Below are 20,473 nucleotides of genomic sequence, written 5' to 3' on the forward strand. Positions count from 1 at the left end.
CGACTTTGTTCGCTAATCGAACCATGATTCGATTAGCGAACCACGGCCGATCATAGGGTCGTGCACAGCGCGTTGTCAAGGCGGGATGCCTCGGGGGTCTCGTCGTCGAACGGCAGCCCGACGTAGTTCTCCGCGAGCGCCTGGGCGGCGGCCCGGGAACGCGTCACGTACTTGAGTTCGGCGAGCTTCAGGCGATTGACGAACGGCGTGTCGTCCTCGGACGGGTGCAGCATGTTCGTCATGAAGTAGGAGAAATGCTCGGCGCGCCAAATGCGGTCGAGGCAGGTTGCCGAATACGCGTCGAGCAGCGCCGCGCCGCCATCCCGGTAGCGCGCGCCGAGCGCGCGGGCCAGCGCGCGGACGTCGGCGACCGCGAGGTTCATCCCCTTCGCTCCGGTCGGCGGCACGATGTGCGCGGCGTCGCCGGCGAGGAAGAGGCGGCCGTACTGCATCGTCTCCGACACGAAGCTGCGCATCGGCGTCACGCTTTTCTGCGTGATCCGGCCCTCGGACGGCGTCCAGCCCGTGTCGTTCGAGAAGCGCGTGTGCAGCTCGTCCCAGATCCGCGCGTCGGACCATTCGTCGACGTTCTCGTCCGGCCGGCATTGCAGGTAGAGGCGCGTGACGGCGGGCGAGCGCATCGAGAACAGCGCGAAGCCGCGCTCGTGATGCGCATAGACGAGCTCGTCGAGCGACGGCGCCGCGTCCGCGAGAATGCCGAGCCACGCATACGGGTACACGCGCTCGAACGTACGCTGCCGTTCGGCGGGAATGGCCTGCCGCGCGATGCCGTGGAAGCCGTCGCAGCCGGCGATGTAGTCGCAGTCGATGCGGTCCGCGCGGCCGTCCGCATGCTTGAAGGTGACGTACGGCTTGTCGCCGTCGACGTCGTGCAGCGCGACGTCGCTCACCTCGAAGTGCATTGCATGGCCGTGCTCGACGCCGGCCGCGATCAGGTCGCGCACCACTTCGTGCTGGCTGTAGACGGTGATCGCGCGCCCGCCGGTCAGCCCGGTCAGGTCGATGCGGTGACGCTGGCCGCCGAACAGCAGCTCGATGCCGTGATGCTCGAGCCCTTCGCGGCGCATCCGGCTGCCGAGGCCGGCCGCATTCAGCGTGTCGACCGTGCCCTGCTCGAGCACGCCGGCGCGGATCCGGTTCTCGCAGTATTCGCGCGACCGCGCCTCGACGAGCACGGAATCGACGCCTTGCAGGCGCAGCAGATGGGAAAGCAGAAGGCCGGACGGGCCGGCGCCGATGATTGCGACCTGGGTGCGCATTGTTCGTCTCCTGTGTCGACCCGAGTTGGCGCTTCAGCGCTTACTCGGGTCTCATGCAAAGCAACATTGATTCGAATAGTGAAACGAATTTCAGCGCTTTCCCGACTATGCGGCAACGCGATTAAGGAGATAACTTGTATACGCCTCGCAAATAGTGGTGCTCTGATGGATGCGCTCGATCTGAACCTGATTCCCTACCTCGTCGCGCTCGACGACACCCGCAACGTGAGCCGCGCCGGCGACCAGCTCGGCGTCAGCCAGCCGCGCGTGAGCGCGGCGCTCGGCCGCCTGCGCGAATATTTCGGCGATCCGCTGTTCGTGCGCACGTCGCGCGGCATGGAGCCGACGCCGCGCGCGCTGGCGCTGCTGCCCGCCGCGCGCGACGCGCTCGCGCAGATCGAGCGCGGCCTCGTCGCGCCGCACGACTTCGATCCGGCGACGAGCACGCATACGTTCTCGATCGCGCTGTCGGACGTCGGCGAGATCGTGTTCCTGCCGAAGCTGCTGCAGGCGTTCGCAACGCGCGCGCCGCATGCGAACCTGCGCTCGGCGTCGCTGTCGCATGACGAAGTCGGGCGCGGCCTCGAAGCCGGTTCGCTCGATCTCGCGGTCGGCTACTTCCCCGATCTGGACGGCAACAACTTCTTCCAGCAGCGGCTCTTCACGCACCGCTTCGTGTGCCTGATGCGGCGCGGCCATCCGCTCGAACAGGCGCGGCCGTTCACGGTCGAGCAGTACCTCGCGTGCGGGCATGCGGTGGTGCGAGCGGAGGGACGCAGCCAGGAAGTGCTCGAGAAATATCTCGCGAAACAGCGGATGCATCGGCGCGCGGTGCTCGAGACGCCGCACTTCATGAGCCTGCCGTTCATCCTGAGCCGCACCGACCTGATCGCGACGGTGCCGCACGCGATCGGCTACGCATATGCGGCCGAGCACGCGTTCATCACGCCCGTCGAGCCGCCGCTCGCGCTGCCGCACTTCGACCTGAAGCAGCACTGGCATCGCAAGTTTCACAACGACCCGCGCACCGCGTGGCTGCGCGGCATCGTCGCGTCGCTGTTCAACGACGAGCAGGACGAGTGGCCGAAGTGAGCCGGCCGCGCGGTTGCCGCGCGACACACGACCGTCGAAAGCATGAAACAATGCTCCCCATCTCGCCGCCGCCGCAGGCGGCCATACTCGATGGAGCGAATACATGGGTAAGAAATCCTCGCGGCCCGAACCGGCCGCGTCCCGGCCGAGCCGTTCGGAGGCCGAGGCAGCCGTCCGCGTGCTGCTGCGCTGGGCCGGCGACGATCCGGCGCGCGAAGGCCTCGTCGACACGCCGGCGCGCGTCGTGCGCGCGTACGAGGAGTTCTTCTCCGGCTATGCGATCGAACCGCGCGACATCCTCGCGCGCACGTTCAGCGAGGTCGACGGCTACGACGAGATGATCGTGCTGAAGGACATCCGCTTCGAAAGCTACTGCGAGCATCACATGGTGCCGATCATCGGCCGCGCGCACGTCGCGTACCTGCCGAATCACCGCGTCGTCGGCATCTCGAAGCTCGCGCGGCTCGTCGACGCATTCGCGAAGCGTCTGCAGATCCAGGAAAAGATGACCGTGCAGATCGCCGACACGCTGTTCGACGTGCTGCAGCCGAAAGGCGTCGGCGTGATTCTCGAAGCCGCGCACCAGTGCATCTCGACGCGCGGCATCCACAAGCCGGGCGTCGAGATGGTCACGTCGCGCATGCTCGGCACGTTCCGCACCGATCCGTCGACGCGGCGCGAATTCCTGTCGATCGTCGCGAATCCTTCTTCCGTGAACCTGACGAATACGTAAATGGAGCCTACGAAGCAGACGGCGGATGCGCCGGTGGTGCTCGTGACCGGCGCGGCGCGCCGGGCGGGGCGCGCATTCGCCGAGTATTTCGCCGCGCAAGGCTACCGCACCGCGATCCACTTCGACCGCTCGGCCGACGCCGCGCACGCGGCTGCCGACGCGATCGCCGAACGCGGGACGGACGCCGTGGCGCTGCAGGCGGACCTGTCGGACGCCGCGCAGGTGGCCGCGCTGATCGACGCGGTCTATGCGCGCTTCGGCCGCCTCGACGTGCTGGTCAACAACGCGTCGGTGTTCTGGCAGGACCACTTCCCGAGCTTCGACCTCGCCGCGCTCGACCAGGCGTGGGCCGTCAATTGCCGCGCGCCGATCCTGCTCACGCGCGCGTTCTACGAGCGGGCGCGCGCGGCGGGCGCGCAGGGCGTCGTCGTGAACGTGGTCGACCAGAAGATCAAGGAGAACTTTCATCGCGACCACTTCAGCTACACGGTCGCGAAGGCGGCGCTCGGCAACCTGACGCAGATGCTCGCGCTGTCGGCCGCGCCGGTGCTGCGCGTGAACGCGGTGTTTCCGGGCCTGATGCTGCCGAGCGACGACCAGACCCAGGCGGACTTCGAACACGCGAGCCGCGCGTCGACGCCGCTCGCGCGCATCGCGGGGCCGGGCGACGTCGCGCGCGCGATCCTGCTGCTGACCGGAGCCGCATACAACGGCGTGGATTTCGTCGTCGACGCGGGACAGAACCTGATCCGCGTCGATCAGGATGTGCTGTACAAGCACCGTTCGCCGTCAGGCAAGCGCTGACGCGCGCGCCGCCGTTACGGCTTCTCCGTGCGGTCGCCCTCGCGCGCCTTGCTCTGCGCGACGCTCGTGCCGGGCGGCACGCTGTGCGTGAGCCACACGTTGCCGCCGATCACCGAGCCGCGGCCGATCGTCACGCGGCCGAGAATCGTCGCGCCCGCGTAGATCACCACGTCGTCCTCGACGATCGGGTGCCGGGCATTGCCCTTGACGAGCGTGCCGTCGCCGTCGGCCGGGAAGCTCTTCGCGCCGAGCGTGACGGCCTGGTACACGCGCACGCGCTCGCCGATGATCGCCGTCTCGCCGATCACAACGCCGGTGCCGTGGTCGATGAAGAAGCTCGGCCCGATCTGCGCGCCCGGGTGGATGTCGATGCCGGTGGCCGAATGCGCGATTTCATTGATGAAACGGGCGAGCAGCGGCACGCCGAGGCGATGCAGCGCATGCGCGAGCCGGTGATGCATCATCGCCAGCACGCCCGGGTAGCACAGCAGGATTTCCGTGATGTGCTGCGCGGCCGGATCGCCCGCATACGCGGCCTGGATGTCGCTGACGAGCAGCGCGCGAATCGCCGGCAGCTGCTTGCCGAACTTGCGCGCGATGTCGAACGCGCGTTCGTCGAGTTCCGCGGCCGGCGTATCCGCATGCTCGGGCAGGAACGGCAGCGCGCGGCGGATCTGCTCGGACAGCACGCGCAGCGTGCTCTCCAGCGTATGGCCGACGTAATAGTCGACGGTCTCGTCGGTCAGGTCCGGCGCGCCGTAATGCGTCGGGAACATCGACGCGCGCAGGCCGGTCACGATCTTGCAGATCGCATCGCGGGACGGGAGTTCACGGATGCCGCGCGGATGGCGCGTGCGATGCAGTTCCTCGCGCGACTCGCGCAAACCGGCGACGATCTCTTCGAGGCCCCACTGACGGGCAGGCGATTTCGACATATGCAAAAAGCAGGCAGCCGGCGCTGCGCGCGCGGCCGCAAATAAAAGTGACGGGTCTGCCAAGATTACCGCGTTTTTCAGCCGGGGGCCGGTGTCAGATCGTGACGCTGCTCGCGTCGATCCAGCGCACCGCCCAGTCGCGCGCGTGCGCGATCGCGGCGTCTGCGTCGTTGAACTGGAGCTCCGAAGGAAAGAATCGATTGGCGACGAGCTCCCCGTCGCTCGATCGCGAGATCACGACATAGGGTTTGAACGAACCGTCGCCTGCGCGCGCGGGCGCGCAGTTCAACAGGTAACCGCGATGCGTGAAGGCAGTAGTCGCTTGCATGAGTCCGCCACCTCAAGTCCCTTGCATTCTTTTGTTCACGATCCGTCCGTAAGGGTGTTGCGGCGCCCTGGTCGGGGCGGAAGCGGCCATCCTGCGCCCCTGTCGCCGCTTCATCGGAAAAGAATCATACTCTGTAGAGGAGGCATCTTCTAGCTGAAATAAATCATGACAAATCAGCGCGCGCCGCACGGCTGCGGCGACCGCACGCGCGCCTTTTCCCGTCGCGTCCGGAACGGGACTTGCTTCGATTCGACACACTTCGCCGCGAGAAAAGCGTCGGCGCGAGCGCCCTTCCCGCACCGTCCGGCATCGAATTCAACGACGTCGACACGCCCGGCGGCGCCATCGGCAAGCCCCTCGCGTTTCAATCGAACGTTCGAAACGCTGCCTGTCGCCGCACACGCCCATCCAGCGCCGTGCCGACACATCCGGCAATATCGGCATCGTCCGTGAAGGACACCCCGCCCGCGCCGGTTTCGATGCACCGGAATTGATCGACGTCATATCCGCGCGAGATTATTGCGATTCAATGAACGCTGCGTACTCATGGGCGCGCGCCGCCCGGCACGACGCTGCAGAATCACGGCCGTTGGTTTACGCTGCCCCGCAGCCGTGCACGGTCGGCTCGGCCATCCGGCCGGCTTTCGTCGTTCAACCCGCATCTCGGAGAAACCATGTACAAGCGTATTCTGGTTGCCGTCGACGGCAGCGATACCTCCCGCCACGCGTTCGATGCCGCGCTTGCGCTCGCGCAAGCACACGGCGCGCAGCTGCAGCCGTATTACGTCGTCGAGAACGCCGCGATCTACTACAACGTGCCCGGCTACGATCCTTCCGTGCTGCGCGACCAGTTGCTCGCCCAGGGCAACGCGCTCGCGGCGGAGTTCTCGAAGCAGATGGAGGCGGCCGGCGTGAAGGGCGCCACGCGGATCAACGAGGCATCGTCGCTGAACGACGTGTCGGCGCTGATCCTCGAAGGCGCGACCGCATTCGGCGCCGACCTGCTGGTGCTCGGCACGCATGGCCGTCGCGGCTTCCGCCGGCTCGTGCTCGGCAGCATCGCCGAGCAATGCGTGCGGCACGCGTCGCTGCCCGTGCTGCTGATTCCCGCCGCCGCGCACGCGGACGAACAGCACAGCTGAACGATGCGCGCCCACCGCGTGCGACGTCCGTGGCAGGTGCGCGCCATCGCGACGTTTTGTCACCCGACCGCCACCAACTTGCGGTGGGACAATGATTCCGTCGATTCAACGCCGGAGAAACCGATCATGTTGACGCCCGTCGCCACACGCCACGCCGCCACGACTCACACCGCCAGCTGGGCACCGCGCCAGGCTGCGCACTGCTCGTCGTGCGCGATGCGGCACCTGTGCATGCCGCAGGGCCTGGCGCCCGAAGCGCTCAGCCGCCTCGAGACGGTCATCTGCGCCGCGCGCGCGGTCAAGCGCGGCGAAGCGCTGTTCCGCGAAGGCGACGCCTTCGACAATCTGTACGCGGTGCGCTCGGGTTCGCTGAAGACCGTCGCGACGCGTCACGACGGCCGCGAGCAAGTCACCGGCCTGCATCTCGCGGGCGAGGCGCTCGGCCTCGACGGCATCTGCGACGACACGCACCCGCGCACCGCGGTCGCGCTCGAAGACAGCTCCGTCTGCGTGATTCCGTACAGCGCGCTCAAGTCGCTGTGCTCCGAAGCCGGCTCGATGCAGCTGCGCATGCACAAGCTGATGAGCGAGCAGATCGTGCGCGAAACGTCGCAGACGATGCTGCTCGGTTCGCTGAACGCCGAGGAGCGGGTCGCCGCGTTCCTGCTCGACGTGTCGTCGCGCTACCTGAAGCGCGGCTATTCGCCGACGGAATTCAACCTGCGGATGACCCGCGAGGACATCGGCAGCTACCTCGGCATGACGCTCGAAACGGTCAGCCGCACGCTGTCGAAATTCCAGAAGCGCGGCCTGATCGAAATGCACGGCCGCCTCGTGCACATCGTCGACTTCGACGGCCTGCGCCACGTGTGACCCGGAACCCGGCCGCGCGCACCGCGTGCGGCCGACCGCAACGCGCGACGCGTCACCGCTCGCGCATCAATCGAGAAACAGCGCGGCCCGCGCCTTGAGCGCCGCGCTGAAATCGTCGAGCCAGCCGATCGACAGGCGCCAGCTCTGCCAGTACAGCTCGATGTCGACGGTGCGCCCCGCCGACATCTCGACGAGCTCCCCCGCCGCCAGCTGGCGCTCGATCATCCGGTCCGGACACATCCCCCATCCCAGCCCCGTTTCGCACGCGCGCAGATAGCCCGCGACGTGCGGTATCCAGTGCTGCGGCGGATCGAGGTCCGCGCGCGTCACGCGCCGGATGAAGCGCGCCTGCAACCCGTCCTTCGGATTGAACATCACGCACGGCGCGCGGCGCAGCGCGTCGCGATTGATCCCCGCGCCGAAATAGCGCGCATGGAACGCCGGCGAACACACGGCGTGATAGCGGATGCGCCCGAGCCGCGTCGAGCGGCAGCCCTGGATCGGCTCGGCCTGCGCGGTCACCGCGCCCTGCACGCTGCCGTCGCGGATGCGCGCCGCGGTGTGGTCCTGATCGTCGATCACGAGATCGAGCAGCGTCTCGCGCTGCGCGCAGAACGGCGCCACCGCGTCGATGAACCACGTCGCGACGCTGTCGTCGTTGACCGCGACGCGCAACGTCGGCCAGTCGGCCGCGAGCGCGCCCGGCAGCGCGGGCATCCGCCCGGACAGCTCCGCCTCGAGCAGCTGCACGCGCTCGGTATGGCGGCACAGCAGCGCGCCGGAGGTGGTCGCGACGCACGGCTGCCCGCGCTTCACGAGCACGCTGCCGACGCGCTCCTCGAGCAGTTTCACGCGCTGCGACACCGCCGACGGCGTGACGTTCAGCTCCTTCGCCGCCCGTTCGAACGAACCGTGCCGGATCACCGCTGCGAGCGCGTCGAGCAATGCATAGTCGAGCATCAGATTTCCTTAATCACCATTAGCTGATTTAGCTTTTCTTAGCCGGTCAGCCCTCGCAGACTAGCGTCACCCGATTCTTTCGTCTACTGCTGCCCCCATCATGAACTGGCTCGCTTTTTCCCATGGCGCGGCGCTGTGCGCGTCGCTCATCGTCACCATCGGCGCGCAGAACGCGTTCGTGCTCCGTCAGGGCATCATGCGCTCGCACATCGGCAAGATCGTGCTGCTGTGCGCGCTGTCCGACATGATCCTGATCGGCGCGGGCGTCGGCGGCGCGTCGGTGCTCGTCGAACGCTATCCGACGTTCGTCCATGCGGTGCTGTACGTCGGCCTCGCCTATCTCGCGTGGTTCGGCCTCAACGCGTTGCGGCGCGCGTTCAAGCCGGGGCACGCGACGCTCGACGTGCGCGGCGACGGCGTCGCGCCGCCGCAGCAGAGCGGGCTCGCGGTCGTGCTGATGACGCTCGCGTTCACGTGGCTCAACCCGCACGTCTATCTCGACACGTTCCTGCTGATCGGCACGGCCGGCGCGCGCGAGCCGGAAGGCGCGCGGCTCGCGTTCGCGGTCGGCGCGATGGCGACCAGCGTCGTGTGGTTCCTCGGCCTGGGGTACGGTGCGCGGCTGCTCGCGCCGTGGTTCCGCAAGGCGGTTGCGTGGCGCGTGCTCGACGGCGCGATCGGCAGCATGGTGCTGTTTCTGGCGGCCGTGCAACTGCGATAGCGAATGCTCGATCGGCCGCTGCGCGCCGGTGGCGGCTTGCCGGTTTTCGTATCGCCTCGGCCGGGCGCGGCGGCTGGCGTATCTGCCGCAGCAGCAAGTATTGCGTCCATCGTGGACGGATCCTCCGCCATTCACCGCCATTTCTCCGTGTCGACGGCGCTGCACGCGCTGCACGTTCCGAGCCGATCAGCGAGAATGTTCGTGCGCCCCGCGACACCGACGCAGGCAGTTCGATCGTTCGCCATCGCGTCGGATTCGGTCCGGGCCCATCCCGCAGATTCCGGAGAACAGCATGGCACTACGCACCCTCGGCACGTCTGACATTCAGGTTTCCCCGCTCGCCTTCGGCGGCAACGTATTCGGCTGGACCGTCGACGAGAACGCATCGTTTGCGCTGCTCGATGCACTCGCCGACACCGGCATCACCTTCATCGACACCGCCGACGTCTATTCGGCCTGGGCGCCCTGCAACCGCGGCGGCGAATCGGAGACGATCATCGGCAAGTGGCTGAGGCGCCGCGGCCGTCGCGACGACGTCGTGATCTCGACCAAGGTCGGCCTGCTCGAAGCGCGCGCGGGCCTGTCGCGCGACAACATCCTGAAGGCCGTCGACGAGTCGCTGCGCCGTTTGCAGACCGACTACATCGATCTTTATTTCTCGCACGCGGACCTCCCGGATTCCGCGCCGCTCGACGAAACGCTCGGCGCGTACCGGACGCTCGTCGATGCAGGCAAGGTGCGGATCATCGGCGCATCGAACTACAGCGGCGCGCGCCTGCGCGAAGCGGCCGAGATCAGCCGCCGCGACGGCCTGCCCGCGTATCAGGTCGTGCAGCCCGAATACAACCTCTACGATCGCGCCGAGTACGAACGCGACATCGAGCCGGTCGCAACGGAGCTGAAGCTCGGTGTCGTCAATTACTACGCGCTCGCGAGCGGCTTCCTGTCCGGCAAGTATCGCAGCGAGGCGGATCTGAAGAAGAGCGTGCGCGGCGATCGCGTCGCCGGTTATCTCGATGCGCGCGGCCTGCGCATCCTCGCGGCGCTCGACGAGGTGTCGGCGAAGCACAGCACCGAGCCGGCCGCGATCGCGCTCGCGTGGCAGATCGCGCGGCCGGGCATCACCGCGCCGATCGCGAGCGCGACGTCGCTCGCGCAACTCGCGCTGCTCGGCGAAGCGATGCGCGTGACGCTCGACGACGACGATATCCGCAAGATCGACGAGGCCAGCGCGGTTTGATATCGCGCGCCGCATGCCCGCGTACCGGAACGCATCCGCCATGCGCTACGGCAGGCGCGCGCCGCCCCGGCTGAATCCGTAAAACGGCGCGGCCAGATCCTCCACAAACTGCGAGCGGCGTTCGACGCCGCTCCTGTCACGCACCGCATCGGTATCGAACCGGCCGCCGCCTTTTCGTCGCAAGCCTGCATTTTTCCGCTCGGCTCGGTCGCCACCCGCGCCGGTTGTGCGGCTTCGCGCCCTCGCCTCGCCCGCCATCGTGCAAATCGACCGCACGCCGGGCGAATTCGAAAGCCCTCGCGCACGCGAACGGGCAACATCGGCTCATGCATTCACCGCTCGCCCACGCCGGCTCGCATCGGCGTCCGTTCTGCCCGGAGAGTTGACATGAAGCCGATCGACATCAGGTCCATGAAGCCTTGGCGCGCGGTCGCGCTGGCCGCCGTGGCGGCCGTGGCCGCCGCGCTCACCCACGTCGCCGGATTGCCGACGTTCGACGACGCCGTGCTTTCCGTCGGCGCCGACATGCAGTTGCCGCTGGAACGCATCGCAAGCGATGCGCCGGACGCATCCGCACCGGCCGAAAGCGCAGCGTATCGCCCGGCAGCGCGCTCCGCCGCGGCGCATGCGGCGCAGCTGACCGGTTCGAGCGATGCGCTGCCCCCGCGCGCGACACATCGCGCGTCGCATTCCGCGCCGGCCGACCGGCCCGCGGCCGGCGCTTCGAAAAACTGGATCTGAACCCGCACCGCACGACGCACGCCGACGCACGCCGACACGCACCGCAACGTGCGAATCCGCAACGCGCAAGGCAACGACTCAATCGCGCCGAACGCGAAGCGACGACGATCGAAGCTACCGAAACGAGGAATCTGACATGGCTCGCAACAAAGTCGTACGCATCTACAGCGAACCCGCCGGCGGATGGGGTGCGCTCAAGGCAACCGGCGAAGCGCTCGCGGTGCAGGGCATCGCCGTGTCGGGCGCGAAGACGCTGCTGCAGATGAACCAGCCCGACGGCTTCGACTGCCCGGGCTGCGCGTGGCCCGACAAGGAGCACAAGTCCACGTTCCAGTTCTGCGAGAACGGCGCGAAGGCCGTGGCCTGGGAAGCCACGGCGAAGCGCTGCACGCCGGCGTTCTTCGCCGCGCACAGCGTGGCGGAACTCGAAACCTGGGACGACTACGACCTCGAAATGGCCGGGCGCCTCACGCACCCGATGGTCTACGAGCGCGCATCGGACCGCTACGTGCCCATCGAGTGGGACGCGGCGTTCGCGCTGATCGGCAAGCACCTGAATGCGCTCGACCATCCCGACCAGGCCGACTTCTACACGTCGGGCCGCGCTTCCAACGAAGCGGCATTCCTCTATCAGCTGTTCGCGCGCGAGCTCGGCACCAACAACTTCCCCGACTGCTCGAACATGTGCCACGAGCCGACCAGCGTCGGCCTGCCGCAATCGATCGGCGTCGGCAAAGGCACCGTGCTGCTCGAAGACTTCGAGCACGCGGACGCCATCTTCATCTTCGGACAAAACCCCGGCACGAACAGCCCGCGCATGATGAGCGACCTGCATGCGGCGTCGCGGCGCGGCGCGAAGATCGTCTCGTTCAATCCGCTGCGCGAGCGCGCGCTCGAACGCTTCGCCGCGCCGCAAGACCCGCTCGAAATGGCGACGCTCGGCTCCACGCCCATCAGCACGTTCCTCTATCAGGTGCGCGTGGGCGGCGACGTGGCCGTGCTCAAGGGCATGATGAAAGCGCTCGTCGAAGCGGACGATGCCGCGCTCGCCGCAGGCGCGCCGCGCATCCTCGACACCACCTTCATCGCCGGCCACACCGTCGGCATCGACGCGTTGCTGGCCGACCTGCGCGCCACGTCGTGGGACGCGATAGAACGCCACGCCGGGCTCTCGCACGCCGACATCGCGAACGCCGCGCAGGTCTACATGCAGGCGCGCAACGTGATTCTGGTCTACGGCATGGGGCTCACGCAGCATCGGCGCGGCACGGAGAACGTGCAGCAGATCGCGAATCTGGCGCTGTTGCGCGGCAATATCGGCCGTCCGGGCGCGGGCATCTGCCCGCTGCGCGGCCACTCGAACGTACAGGGCAACCGCACCGTCGGCATCACCGAAAAGCCCACGCCCGCGCTGATGGACGGCATCGAGCGCGCCTTCGGCTTTCGCCCGCCCGCCGCGCACGGCCACGACGTGCTGGCCGCCATCGATTCGATGATGCGCGGCTACGCGCGCGTCTTCATCGCGCTGGGCGGCAACTTCGCGGCGGCCGTGCCCGACTGGGTCCGCGTGCAGGCCGCGATGCGCACGCTCGACCTGACCGTGCACGTGGCGACCAAGCTCAACCGCAGCCATCTCGTGCATGGCAAGGACGCGCTGATCCTGCCGTGTCTCGGCCGCACCGAAATCGACCTGCAGGCCGACGGGCCGCAATCGATCACCGTCGAGGATTCGATGTCGATGGTCCACGCGTCCGCCGGGCGCAATGCGCCGGCCTCGGCCCACCTCCGCAGCGAGCCGGCGATCGTCGCCGGCATCGCCCGCGCGACGCTCGGTCATGCGTCGCGCGTGCCCTGGGAGCAGCTGGTCGCGAACTACGACCGCATTCGCGACGCCATCGAAACCGTGTTGCCGATCTTCCAGGCCTACAACGAACGCATTCGTGTGCCGGGCGGTTTCCATCTGGCTTCCACGGCGCGCGAGCGCGTGTGGGCCACACCGAGCGGACGCGCGAATTTCTTCGTGTTCAGCGGCCTCGATGAAGACCTTCATCACGACGATCCCGATGCGCTGCGGCTCACGACCATGCGCAGCCACGACCAGTACAACACCACGCTCTACTCGCACTCGGACCGCTATCGCGGCGTGTTCGGGCGTCGCGACGTGCTGTTCATGAATCCGCGCGAGCTCGGCAGACGCAACCTGCATCCCGGCGAGCGAGTGGACATCGTGGCGCTCGCGGCCGACGGCATCGAACGCATCGTGCGCGGCTTCAAGGTGGTCGAATACTCGCTGCCCGACGGCTGCTGCGGCGCCTACTATCCGGAAGCGAACCCGCTCGTGCCGCTCGACGCCTTCGATCCGCAAAGCGGCACGCCGTCGTACAAGTCGGTGCCGGTCAAAGTGGTGCGCGCGGCCGCGGTCGGGCCGGACTCCGCCGCGTTCGCCGTGGCGCTCAACGCCGGGGAGCACGATCATGCTCAGTGATGTCGTCAGCCTGTCGCGGGCGCAGTTCGCCATGACCGCGATCTTCCACATCCTGTGGCCGATCCTGACCATCAGCCTCTCGGCGTTTCTGCTGCTGGTCGAAGCGCTGTGGATTCGCACCGGCGACGCGCTGTATTACCGCCACGCGCGCTTCTGGAGCCGCCTGCTCGTGCTGAACTTCGCCGTGGGCGTGGTGAGCGGCATTCCGATGGAGTTCCAGTTCGGCACCAACTGGGCCGGGTTCGCGCAGTTCAGCGGGTCGTTCTTCGGCAACATCCTCGGCTTCGAAGGCGCGATGGCGTTCATGCTCGAAGCGGGGTTCGTCGGCGTGATGATGCTCGGCTGGAACCGCGTGTCGCCGAAGGTCCACCTGTTCGCCACGTCGATGGTCGCGCTGGGGTCCACGCTCTCCGCGTTCTGGATCATGGTGGCGAATTCGTGGATGCAAACCCCCGCGGGCGTGAAGCTGGTGGACGGCAAGCTGGTGGTGACGGACTACGTGGCCGCCATCTTCAATCCGGACATGGCATGGGGCGTGTCGCACATGTGGGTGGCCGCGATCGAGACGGGGATGGTCGTGATCGCCGGCATCTCCGCATGGCAGATGCTTCGCCGCCGCGAACCCGCGTTCTTTGCGCGCTCGTTCAAGCTCGCGCTCGTCATGCTCGCCGTGGTGGCACCGCTGCAGATCTGGCTCGGCGATTCGAGCGGCGTCAGCGTATTCGCGACGCAACCGGCGAAAGGCGCGGCCATCGAGGGCCACTGGACCACCAACGCACCCGGCACCGGCGCGCCGTGGTCGCTGCTGGCGTGGCCCGATCGGCAACGACAGCGCAACGACTGGTCGATCGAAATCCCGGGGCTGTTGAGCGTCATCGGCACGCATTCGCTGCACGGGCAGGTGAAAGGCCTCGCCGACTTCCCGCGCGCCGACCAGCCGCCGATGATCCCGCTGATCTACTACGCGTTCCGCGCGATGGCCGGCATCGGCTTCGTGCTGGCGCTGCTCGCCGGGTGGACGGCGTACGCGGTGTATCAGGCGCGCGGCGACCTGGCCCGGCTGCTCGCGAGGCGCAGGCTCCTCATCGCGTGGGTGCTCTGCATTCCGCTGCCGTACGTCGCCGTGGAAGCCGGCTGGATCGTGCGCGAGGTGGGGCGGCAACCGTGGGTGATCTACGGGCTGCTGCGCACGAGCGACGCCGCGTCGGCCGTGGCGGCCGCCCCGGTGGCGGGCAGCCTCGCGATGTTCGCCGCGTTCTACGTGGTGCTGATCGTCACGTTCTTCGCGCTCGCGCGGCGCTGGTTGAAGCGCGGCCCCGACCTCGCCGCGCCGCTGCCCGGCGCCGTCGCGGTCCGCGAGCAGGCGACCGCCGTGACCTATTGATTTCTTATCGACCTCTTTGCGCGCCCCTGCGGGCGAAATGACGATGAACACTTCCGCTCATTCGATGCTGGCCTTCACGTGGTTCGCGCTGATCGGCCTGATGCTCGTCTTCTATGTCGTCACCGACGGCTTCGATCTCGGCGTCGGCATGCTCACGTTGCTCAAACGTACGCGCGACGAACGCGACGTGATGGTCGAGACGATCGGCCACGTGTGGGATGCGAACGAGACCTGGCTCGTCGTGGTGGGCGGCGCACTGTTCGGCGCCTTTCCGGCCGCCTACGCGCTGTTGATGCAGAGCCTCTACGTGCCCGTGATGACGATGATCGCCGGACTCATCATGCGCGGCGCGGCGATCGAATTTCGTCACGGCGACCGGCACGGGCCGGCGTGGGATACGGTATTCGGCGCGGGCAGCCTGGTGGCCGCGATTTCGCAGGGCGTCATGCTCGGCCGCATCGTCACGGGGCTCGCGCCCGGCGCGTTCGGCGTCGCGTTTTCCGGCGTCGCGGCGCTCGGCGTGGTGACGGGTTATGCGTTGCTCGGCGCCACCTACGTCGCGAAGAAGACGGTGGGCGCCCTCGAACAGTGGGCTCGTCGTATCGCGTTGCTGTGCGCCGTGCTCACCGTGGCGGCGGCGGCCGTGCTGACGGCGGCCACCTGGGCCGGCAGCGCGGTGGGACGCGAGCGGTGGCTCGAGCCCGGCGTGTTCCCGGTGCTCGCGGCACTGGCCCTGTGCGCCGCACTGTCGTTCGCGTGGCTGGTCGCTTCGCTCTATCTGGGCAGCGTGCGCGGGCCGTTTCGCGCCGCCGTGGCGCTCTTCGTGGTCTCGTTCACGGGGCTCGCGGTCAGCGTCTATCCCGACTTCGTGCCCGGCAGGCTCGCCATTCTCGCGGCTTCGTCGGATACGGCGACGCTGGTGTTCATGCTGATCGGCATCGGCTTCATCTTTCCGGTGATGATCGGCTACAACCTTTATCAGTACTCGGTCTTTCGCGGCAAGGTGACGGGGACGGCCCGAGCGGGCGACTGACCCGCTCCGCGCGGCACGACGATCGTTCGGCGGGTCTCGACGTCGCCCCACGCGGGGAGGCAGGGATCGTTGCGGCGTACTCAACCGAACCGAAGGAGTCTCATCATGAAAACGCTCGCATGCATCGCGCTCGTCCTCGGCACCCTCGCCGCTCCTGCGTCGGGCTTCGCGCAAAGCAACACGCCGCTCACGCGCGCACAAGTCCGCGCCGATCTGGTCCGCGTCGAACGCGCTGGCTATAATCCGGCACCCGGAAACGATCCTCGGTATCCGTCGGACATCCAGGCAGCCGAAGCGACGGTCGCCGCGCAGCAGCAGGCGGCGAGCGGCTTCGGCAGCGCGCCGGCGGACGGCACCTCGGCAAGCGGCAAGCGCATTCACGCGGCTACGCGCGCAGGCGCGTCGTGCGTCGGCCCGGCGAGCTTCTGCAATTCCTATTTCGGCAGCTGACCGCACGTGCCGTACACCGTCCAGCCGAGGCCGCCCGCCGGGCAGCCCGGCCCGGATACGTGGCGCGCGGGGCAGCCGGCCTCTGTCCCGCACTCTATGAACTTCACTCACCTTCTCGCCTTTTACGAAGTCGCGCGCGCCGGCAGTATCAGCGCAGGTGCGGAACGACTGCACGTCAGTCAGCCGGCTGTCACCCGCGAGGTCCGCGAACTCGAGGATCGCATCGGCGTCGTGCTGTTCGACCGGCTGCCGCGCGGCGTCGCGCTGACCGAAGGCGGCAAGCTGCTCTACGAGTATGCGAGCCGCATCTTCACGCTCGCCGATACGGCCGAGAAAGAGCTCGCGGAGCTGGCGGGCCTCGGGTCGGGCCACATGAAGATCGGCGCCAGCGGCACGCTCGGCGTGTTTTTCGTCCCCGAAGCGATTGCGCGGTTCAATGCGCTGCATCCCCGTGTCGCGATCGATCTGACCGTCACGAACACCGAACGCGTGGAAGCGGGCCTGCACGACCTGACCTTCACGATCGGTTTCATCGAAGGGCCGTTCGACGAGTCCATTCTCCATGCCCGCCGTATCGGCTCCGACGAAATTGCCGTCATCGCAGCGGCCGGTCACCCGCTTGCGGGCAAGAAAGTACGGGCGCGCGATCTGGCCGAACGCGCCGTCATCATGCGTGAGCCGGGGTCCGGCACGCGCGCGATCGTCGAAGAATCCTATCGTCGCGCCGGCCTCGAAATCGAGCCGCTGATGTCGGTGAGCCATACGGAGGCGATCAAGCGGATGCTGCTGTCCCAGCACGCGCTCGGCTACATTTCGACGCTCAGCGTAACGGACGAATTGCGACGCGGCGAGCTGACCGTCATCGAAGTCGACGACATGAAGATCGTCAGGCCGCTGCACATGGTCTGGGCGAAAGGGCGCTCGCTGTCCCCCAGCGGCCAGGCATTGTTCGACCTCGTGGCGAGCGGCACGCTGAACACCGCGATCGCTGCGGGCGCCGAGTAGCCTGCTGCTTGCCGCCGCGTTGCGTGCTCAGCGCCGCGCGGGGCTCGCACGGCGTTGCGCGCGGCGAGCGGGCACGCGAGTGTTGCGTTTGTTGGGTGCTTGCCGCGTCGCCGCCGACGTCAGCGATCGGTTTCGGTTTCGGCTTCGGCTTCGTGCAGCACCGACTCCAGAATCATCGCCCCGGCATTGAGCGGCTTCGGACGCGCACGCGGTTGATAGACGGCGTCGCCGATGCGAACGGGTTCGCCGCTGAGCGCACACACTCCGCTGGCGCGGGCGCGTGTCACGTGCCAGGTCTGGTCGCCATACGAGCAGTGCGTGGAATCGCGCCATGCGATCGTAACCACGGTCGAGCTGACACGATCGACGAAACTCACCGAAACGGCTCGGCGCTCGGCATCGCTCGCTCGCACGTTTGCACGATGCGCCATCCCGCGCGCGCGCAGCGGCTCGCGCGCCGGCGCGCGCAATCGCAGATCGTCACGGCACAGTTGGGACAGCAGACTCAGCGTTTGCTGCCACGGATCCAGCGCGATCACATCGGTCGAGACGTTCATCGTCGTCCTCATTGCGTCATGGGTTGAACCGTTGCGGCGAGCGTGCTGCGCGATCGCGCGGGCGTCGCTCGATGCGCCGCGAAGAAATCCATCGCTGACGGCCAGGAAGGCCGTGACCCGTTCATTGATCGACATTCGTCTTCGCCCTCCAGCAAAACGGCGTCTCTCCGACGAAGCGTTTGAACACCGTCGTGAAATGGGCTTGCGAGCGGAAGCCGCAGCCCAGTGCGACGTCGAGCAGCCCGTCGCGTGATTCGAGCAGCAGCTGCTGCGCGCGCTCGATGCGCCGCCGCATCAGATACTCGTGCGGCCGCAACCCGGTGGCTCGACGAAACTGCGCGGCAAAGTGCATCCGCGTCAGCCCGACACTGTCTGCCATGTCGGCAAGGCCGATCGGCTCCGCGAGGTTCGCTTCGACGAACTCGACCACGCGACGCATGCGCCACGACGGCAGCGCGGCCGCAACGCGCACCTCGCTCCGGTTGGTCGAGAAGTGGCGAAGGACCACGCGCGACACGATCGCGAGGCTGATGCTGTCGGCGAACACCTTGCCCAATGCCGCGTGCTCCTTGTGCGACACGGCAAGCGCCTGACCGAGCCGCTCGAGCGCCGGATCGCGGATCAGCCGCGGATCGTCGATGACGATGTCGCCCGCATGGGGGCGGCCGAAGAGGTCGGCGTAGCACTCGGCCAATACCGTCTGGGACGCGAACAAGTGCAGCACGTCGCTCGGCGCGCCGAACACGGCGCGACACGCGACGCCGGGCGCCGTTATCTGCGCGGTACCGGCCGTCAACCGGCCTTCGACGAGCGTGCGGCCCGCGTGCGAAAAAGTCAACGACGTGCATTTGAGGTTGATGCCGATGCAGTGCCAGTTCTCGCCGCAGTCGTTCGCCACTTCGAGCGTCTGCGCGCCATTGCGTGTCCAGCGCGAAAGGGCGATATCGATATCGCGGCCGACGCCCGGCTCGCGCCACGCGTGCTCCGCAGCAATAGGGCTGGACGCGCGCGCACCGGCAAGCACGTTGAAACCGGCGGCTGTCTTGCAAGGACTCGACGACGAAAGAATCATGGCTGGCTACCTGACGGGAACATGAAGCGTTACGCACGAGCGGTGCAGTGAATCCACGGTATCGAAACGACACGCGCTGCACCAGTTATACGAAGGGTTGCTCGAACCGCATCGATGGATGAGGCCGGTCATATCGACGTTCAATTCACGATTCGGCACGGCGGCAACCGAACGCCATCGCGTGCGCGGCCGGAACGCCGGCGGCCGATCTCCCGTCGCGGCAGACACCTGCCGCTCGCGGCAACGGCATCGCTCGCGCGTCGTCGCGCCACGAACCGGCGGCCCGAGCCGTGCGGACGTATCGGCAAGCGCGCGAAGCCGGTGCGCTCCTCGCTCCATCGCCGGATGATTCCGCGCGCCGTAGCGTGGCCGTTGGTTCGTGGATCAGGTCGTTCATCGCTGACACCTTGCATAAGCGGTGAGGTGCGCATCCTTGGCGATCACGAGGCACGTCGCCGGATACGGTCGTTGTTCAGTGCTCCCATTGTGATGATCCGACTTGACCTCAGTCGAACACGCGGATGACAAAACTGAAATCTGCGCCGCAGCCACACGCGCGGATGAACCGGGGCTGCTTGTCGGCTACCGGCGTATCCCGGCGTGCGATGGTGCGTACGTAACCGTCCCGAGATGAGGTGAGGTAGTCATCGCGTGTGTTGAAAACGGGCAGTGGCTGCGCGGCCGCCATGCATATCGACTGCGGCAAGACATACGTGTCGCGGGCCGTTCGCCTGGGAACGCACGTTCCGCCGTCGCGCTCCGTCATCCGCTCAACGCACCCAGCCCTCGGTCTTCATGATGGCGGCGCCGCGATCGCTGTTCAGGAAATCGAGGAATTGCTTCGCTTCAGGATCGGCATCCGGGGCGAGCGCAACGTTGACGTCTCGCCAGATCGCCCGGTTCGCGGACAAGCTCACGTAATCGGCTTGGTCGGGATGCGTGATCGGCCAGTCCGGCCAGGTGATCCAGGCATCCGCGTCCTTGTCGACGAACATCCTGAAGCTCGGCCCGCTGCCCTTGCCGAATCCGACGATGTTCCGCCGGAACCGCCTGACGTCGTCGAGACGTCCCATGCGGCCGGCGATGTCCTCCCACGTGCCGGTGCCGGACGTATTCGCCACGCCCGCGCCTTCGGTGACGACGATGCGCATGCCGTCCGCGAGCAGATCGTCGAAGCCGTGGATGTGTTTCGGATTGCCCTTCTTCACGGCGATGACGGCCGGGCGAACATAGATCGGCGTCACGTCGCCCCATCGAAACACCGTGTAGGTTTCGAGCAGCCCGGCCATATCCTCTTCGGAGGTGCCCCACAGAATGTCGGCATCGGCCTGCGCCTTGCGGCTCCACGTGGGCTCCGGTCCGCCGGTCACTGCCACCTTGATGCCCGTTTCGTCGGTGAAGACCTTCGCGACTTTCGCGAATGCGGTATCGGGGCCGCCTGCGCCGTACAGGCGCACGACGCCGTCGCGCGCATCGCGCCGTATCGTCGGATCGGCCGTTTCGTGGGCGGACGCACCGCACGCGAACAGCAGTAACGCCAATGACATGGCCATGTTCTTTTTCAATGCGTTCAGCACGATGGATTCCTTTAGGTGGGTCGTTCGAGCGGGAGTCGGCTTCGATGCGCTTCGGATCGCG

General features: G+C 67.4%; 21 protein-coding genes. 14 read left to right on the plus strand and 7 right to left on the minus strand.

What is annotated here, in order from left to right; genetic code table 11:
* Positions 1 to 50: 50 nt before the first annotated feature.
* On the minus strand, positions 51 to 1,280 hold the full coding sequence (gene pobA, locus WJ35_RS29045) for a 4-hydroxybenzoate 3-monooxygenase (protein ID WP_059988387.1): 1,230 nt from the start codon (positions 1,278 to 1,280) through the stop codon (positions 51 to 53).
* Between the two features lie 165 nt (positions 1,281 to 1,445).
* On the opposite strand from pobA, the gene WJ35_RS29050 reads away from it, so the two are divergent.
* The 3 genes from WJ35_RS29050 (at position 1,446) to WJ35_RS29060 (ending at position 3,909) form a co-directional block, all read left to right on the plus strand.
* A complete protein-coding gene (locus tag WJ35_RS29050) occupies positions 1,446 to 2,372 on the plus strand; it encodes a LysR family transcriptional regulator (RefSeq protein ID WP_060232961.1) in 927 nt (308 codons plus the stop codon).
* A 103-nt stretch (positions 2,373 to 2,475) separates the two neighbouring features.
* Positions 2,476 to 3,105 carry a GTP cyclohydrolase I FolE gene (folE, locus tag WJ35_RS29055; protein WP_010093352.1) on the plus strand — a complete coding sequence of 210 codons (630 nt, stop codon included), beginning with the start codon at positions 2,476 to 2,478 and terminating at the stop codon, positions 3,103 to 3,105.
* The gene (locus tag WJ35_RS29060) at positions 3,106 to 3,909 is read left to right on the plus strand and encodes an SDR family NAD(P)-dependent oxidoreductase (protein WP_060232964.1); all 804 of its coding nucleotides are present in this window, start codon (positions 3,106 to 3,108) and stop codon (positions 3,907 to 3,909) included.
* Between the two features lie 14 nt (positions 3,910 to 3,923).
* On the opposite strand, the gene epsC is transcribed toward WJ35_RS29060, so the two are convergent.
* Complete coding sequence (gene epsC, locus WJ35_RS29065) at positions 3,924 to 4,844, minus strand: serine O-acetyltransferase EpsC (RefSeq protein ID WP_060232966.1); 921 nt, start codon at positions 4,842 to 4,844, stop codon at positions 3,924 to 3,926.
* 94 nt (positions 4,845 to 4,938) lie between these two features.
* Complete coding sequence (locus tag WJ35_RS29070; protein ID WP_010093347.1) at positions 4,939 to 5,172, minus strand: hypothetical protein; 234 nt, start codon at positions 5,170 to 5,172, stop codon at positions 4,939 to 4,941.
* A 239-nt stretch (positions 5,173 to 5,411) separates the two neighbouring features.
* On the opposite strand from WJ35_RS29070, the gene WJ35_RS31710 reads away from it, so the two are divergent.
* The 3 genes from WJ35_RS31710 (at position 5,412) to fnr (ending at position 7,187) form a co-directional block, all read left to right on the plus strand.
* Positions 5,412 to 5,666 carry a hypothetical protein gene (locus WJ35_RS31710; RefSeq protein ID WP_124259652.1) on the plus strand — a complete coding sequence of 85 codons (255 nt, stop codon included), beginning with the start codon at positions 5,412 to 5,414 and terminating at the stop codon, positions 5,664 to 5,666.
* A 180-nt stretch (positions 5,667 to 5,846) separates the two neighbouring features.
* A complete protein-coding gene (locus WJ35_RS29075; RefSeq protein ID WP_069240569.1) occupies positions 5,847 to 6,314 on the plus strand; it encodes a universal stress protein in 468 nt (155 codons plus the stop codon).
* A gap of 126 nt (positions 6,315 to 6,440) precedes the next feature.
* Positions 6,441 to 7,187, plus strand: a complete 747-nt coding sequence (gene fnr, locus WJ35_RS29080; protein ID WP_010093341.1) for a fumarate/nitrate reduction transcriptional regulator Fnr — start codon at positions 6,441 to 6,443, stop codon at positions 7,185 to 7,187.
* A gap of 66 nt (positions 7,188 to 7,253) precedes the next feature.
* On the opposite strand, the gene WJ35_RS29085 is transcribed toward fnr, so the two are convergent.
* On the minus strand, positions 7,254 to 8,147 hold the full coding sequence (locus WJ35_RS29085) for a LysR family transcriptional regulator ArgP (protein ID WP_060232971.1): 894 nt from the start codon (positions 8,145 to 8,147) through the stop codon (positions 7,254 to 7,256).
* A 100-nt stretch (positions 8,148 to 8,247) separates the two neighbouring features.
* On the opposite strand from WJ35_RS29085, the gene WJ35_RS29090 reads away from it, so the two are divergent.
* The 8 genes from WJ35_RS29090 (at position 8,248) to WJ35_RS29125 (ending at position 17,206) form a co-directional block, all read left to right on the plus strand.
* Positions 8,248 to 8,868, plus strand: coding sequence for a LysE/ArgO family amino acid transporter (locus tag WJ35_RS29090; protein WP_060232973.1), 621 nt, complete (start codon positions 8,248 to 8,250; stop codon positions 8,866 to 8,868).
* Positions 8,869 to 9,160: 292 nt separating this feature from the next.
* Positions 9,161 to 10,108 carry an aldo/keto reductase gene (locus WJ35_RS29095; protein WP_069240570.1) on the plus strand — a complete coding sequence of 316 codons (948 nt, stop codon included), beginning with the start codon at positions 9,161 to 9,163 and terminating at the stop codon, positions 10,106 to 10,108.
* A gap of 387 nt (positions 10,109 to 10,495) precedes the next feature.
* Complete coding sequence (locus WJ35_RS29100; RefSeq protein WP_069240571.1) at positions 10,496 to 10,849, plus strand: hypothetical protein; 354 nt, start codon at positions 10,496 to 10,498, stop codon at positions 10,847 to 10,849.
* 136 nt (positions 10,850 to 10,985) lie between these two features.
* On the plus strand, positions 10,986 to 13,334 hold the full coding sequence (locus WJ35_RS29105; protein WP_069240572.1) for an FdhF/YdeP family oxidoreductase: 2,349 nt from the start codon (positions 10,986 to 10,988) through the stop codon (positions 13,332 to 13,334).
* Positions 13,324 to 14,718 (plus strand): cytochrome ubiquinol oxidase subunit I, encoded by a 1,395-nt coding sequence (locus WJ35_RS29110; RefSeq protein WP_034193427.1) that lies wholly within the window; start codon positions 13,324 to 13,326, stop codon positions 14,716 to 14,718. The genes WJ35_RS29105 and WJ35_RS29110 overlap by 11 nt, the downstream gene beginning before the upstream one ends.
* 43 nt (positions 14,719 to 14,761) lie before the next feature.
* Positions 14,762 to 15,751, plus strand: a complete 990-nt coding sequence (locus WJ35_RS29115; RefSeq protein WP_011881102.1) for a cytochrome d ubiquinol oxidase subunit II — start codon at positions 14,762 to 14,764, stop codon at positions 15,749 to 15,751.
* A gap of 105 nt (positions 15,752 to 15,856) precedes the next feature.
* On the plus strand, positions 15,857 to 16,201 hold the full coding sequence (locus WJ35_RS29120; RefSeq protein ID WP_011881103.1) for a DUF4148 domain-containing protein: 345 nt from the start codon (positions 15,857 to 15,859) through the stop codon (positions 16,199 to 16,201).
* Positions 16,202 to 16,297: 96 nt separating this feature from the next.
* The gene (locus tag WJ35_RS29125) at positions 16,298 to 17,206 is read left to right on the plus strand and encodes a LysR family transcriptional regulator (protein WP_011881104.1); all 909 of its coding nucleotides are present in this window, start codon (positions 16,298 to 16,300) and stop codon (positions 17,204 to 17,206) included.
* A 119-nt stretch (positions 17,207 to 17,325) separates the two neighbouring features.
* Here WJ35_RS29125 and WJ35_RS29130 read toward each other — a convergent pair whose 3' ends face one another.
* The 3 genes from WJ35_RS29130 to WJ35_RS29145 form a co-directional block, all read right to left on the minus strand.
* The gene (locus tag WJ35_RS29130; protein ID WP_014724234.1) at positions 17,326 to 17,898 is read right to left on the minus strand and encodes a DUF3331 domain-containing protein; all 573 of its coding nucleotides are present in this window, start codon (positions 17,896 to 17,898) and stop codon (positions 17,326 to 17,328) included.
* A complete protein-coding gene (locus WJ35_RS29135) occupies positions 17,885 to 18,835 on the minus strand; it encodes a helix-turn-helix domain-containing protein (protein ID WP_080484442.1) in 951 nt (316 codons plus the stop codon). The genes WJ35_RS29130 and WJ35_RS29135 overlap by 14 nt, the downstream gene beginning before the upstream one ends.
* Positions 18,836 to 19,605: 770 nt before the next feature.
* Entirely contained in the window at positions 19,606 to 20,412 is an 807-nt protein-coding gene (locus WJ35_RS29145) for a substrate-binding domain-containing protein (protein WP_196480895.1), read from the minus strand.
* Positions 20,413 to 20,473: the final 61 nt, after the last annotated feature.

The organism is Burkholderia ubonensis (assembly GCF_001718695.1).
Classification (GTDB): Bacteria; Pseudomonadota; Gammaproteobacteria; order Burkholderiales; family Burkholderiaceae; genus Burkholderia; species Burkholderia ubonensis_B.

Coding starts and splice junctions, on each gene's coding strand:
- pobA (WP_059988387.1), bottom strand. CDS start 1,280: ATGCGCACCCAGGTCGCAATCATCGGCGCCGGCCCGTCCGGCCTTCTG.
- WJ35_RS29050 (WP_060232961.1), top strand. CDS start 1,446: ATGGATGCGCTCGATCTGAACCTGATTCCCTACCTCGTCGCGCTCGAC.
- folE (WP_010093352.1), top strand. CDS start 2,476: ATGGGTAAGAAATCCTCGCGGCCCGAACCGGCCGCGTCCCGGCCGAGC.
- WJ35_RS29060 (WP_060232964.1), top strand. CDS start 3,106: ATGGAGCCTACGAAGCAGACGGCGGATGCGCCGGTGGTGCTCGTGACC.
- epsC (WP_060232966.1), bottom strand. CDS start 4,844: ATGTCGAAATCGCCTGCCCGTCAGTGGGGCCTCGAAGAGATCGTCGCC.
- WJ35_RS29070 (WP_010093347.1), bottom strand. CDS start 5,172: ATGCAAGCGACTACTGCCTTCACGCATCGCGGTTACCTGTTGAACTGC.
- WJ35_RS29075 (WP_069240569.1), top strand. CDS start 5,847: ATGTACAAGCGTATTCTGGTTGCCGTCGACGGCAGCGATACCTCCCGC.
- fnr (WP_010093341.1), top strand. CDS start 6,441: ATGTTGACGCCCGTCGCCACACGCCACGCCGCCACGACTCACACCGCC.
- WJ35_RS29085 (WP_060232971.1), bottom strand. CDS start 8,147: ATGCTCGACTATGCATTGCTCGACGCGCTCGCAGCGGTGATCCGGCAC.
- WJ35_RS29090 (WP_060232973.1), top strand. CDS start 8,248: ATGAACTGGCTCGCTTTTTCCCATGGCGCGGCGCTGTGCGCGTCGCTC.
- WJ35_RS29095 (WP_069240570.1), top strand. CDS start 9,161: ATGGCACTACGCACCCTCGGCACGTCTGACATTCAGGTTTCCCCGCTC.
- WJ35_RS29100 (WP_069240571.1), top strand. CDS start 10,496: ATGAAGCCGATCGACATCAGGTCCATGAAGCCTTGGCGCGCGGTCGCG.
- WJ35_RS29105 (WP_069240572.1), top strand. CDS start 10,986: ATGGCTCGCAACAAAGTCGTACGCATCTACAGCGAACCCGCCGGCGGA.
- WJ35_RS29110 (WP_034193427.1), top strand. CDS start 13,324: ATGCTCAGTGATGTCGTCAGCCTGTCGCGGGCGCAGTTCGCCATGACC.
- WJ35_RS29115 (WP_011881102.1), top strand. CDS start 14,762: ATGAACACTTCCGCTCATTCGATGCTGGCCTTCACGTGGTTCGCGCTG.
- WJ35_RS29120 (WP_011881103.1), top strand. CDS start 15,857: ATGAAAACGCTCGCATGCATCGCGCTCGTCCTCGGCACCCTCGCCGCT.
- WJ35_RS29125 (WP_011881104.1), top strand. CDS start 16,298: ATGAACTTCACTCACCTTCTCGCCTTTTACGAAGTCGCGCGCGCCGGC.
- WJ35_RS29130 (WP_014724234.1), bottom strand. CDS start 17,898: ATGTCGATCAATGAACGGGTCACGGCCTTCCTGGCCGTCAGCGATGGA.
- WJ35_RS29135 (WP_080484442.1), bottom strand. CDS start 18,835: ATGATTCTTTCGTCGTCGAGTCCTTGCAAGACAGCCGCCGGTTTCAAC.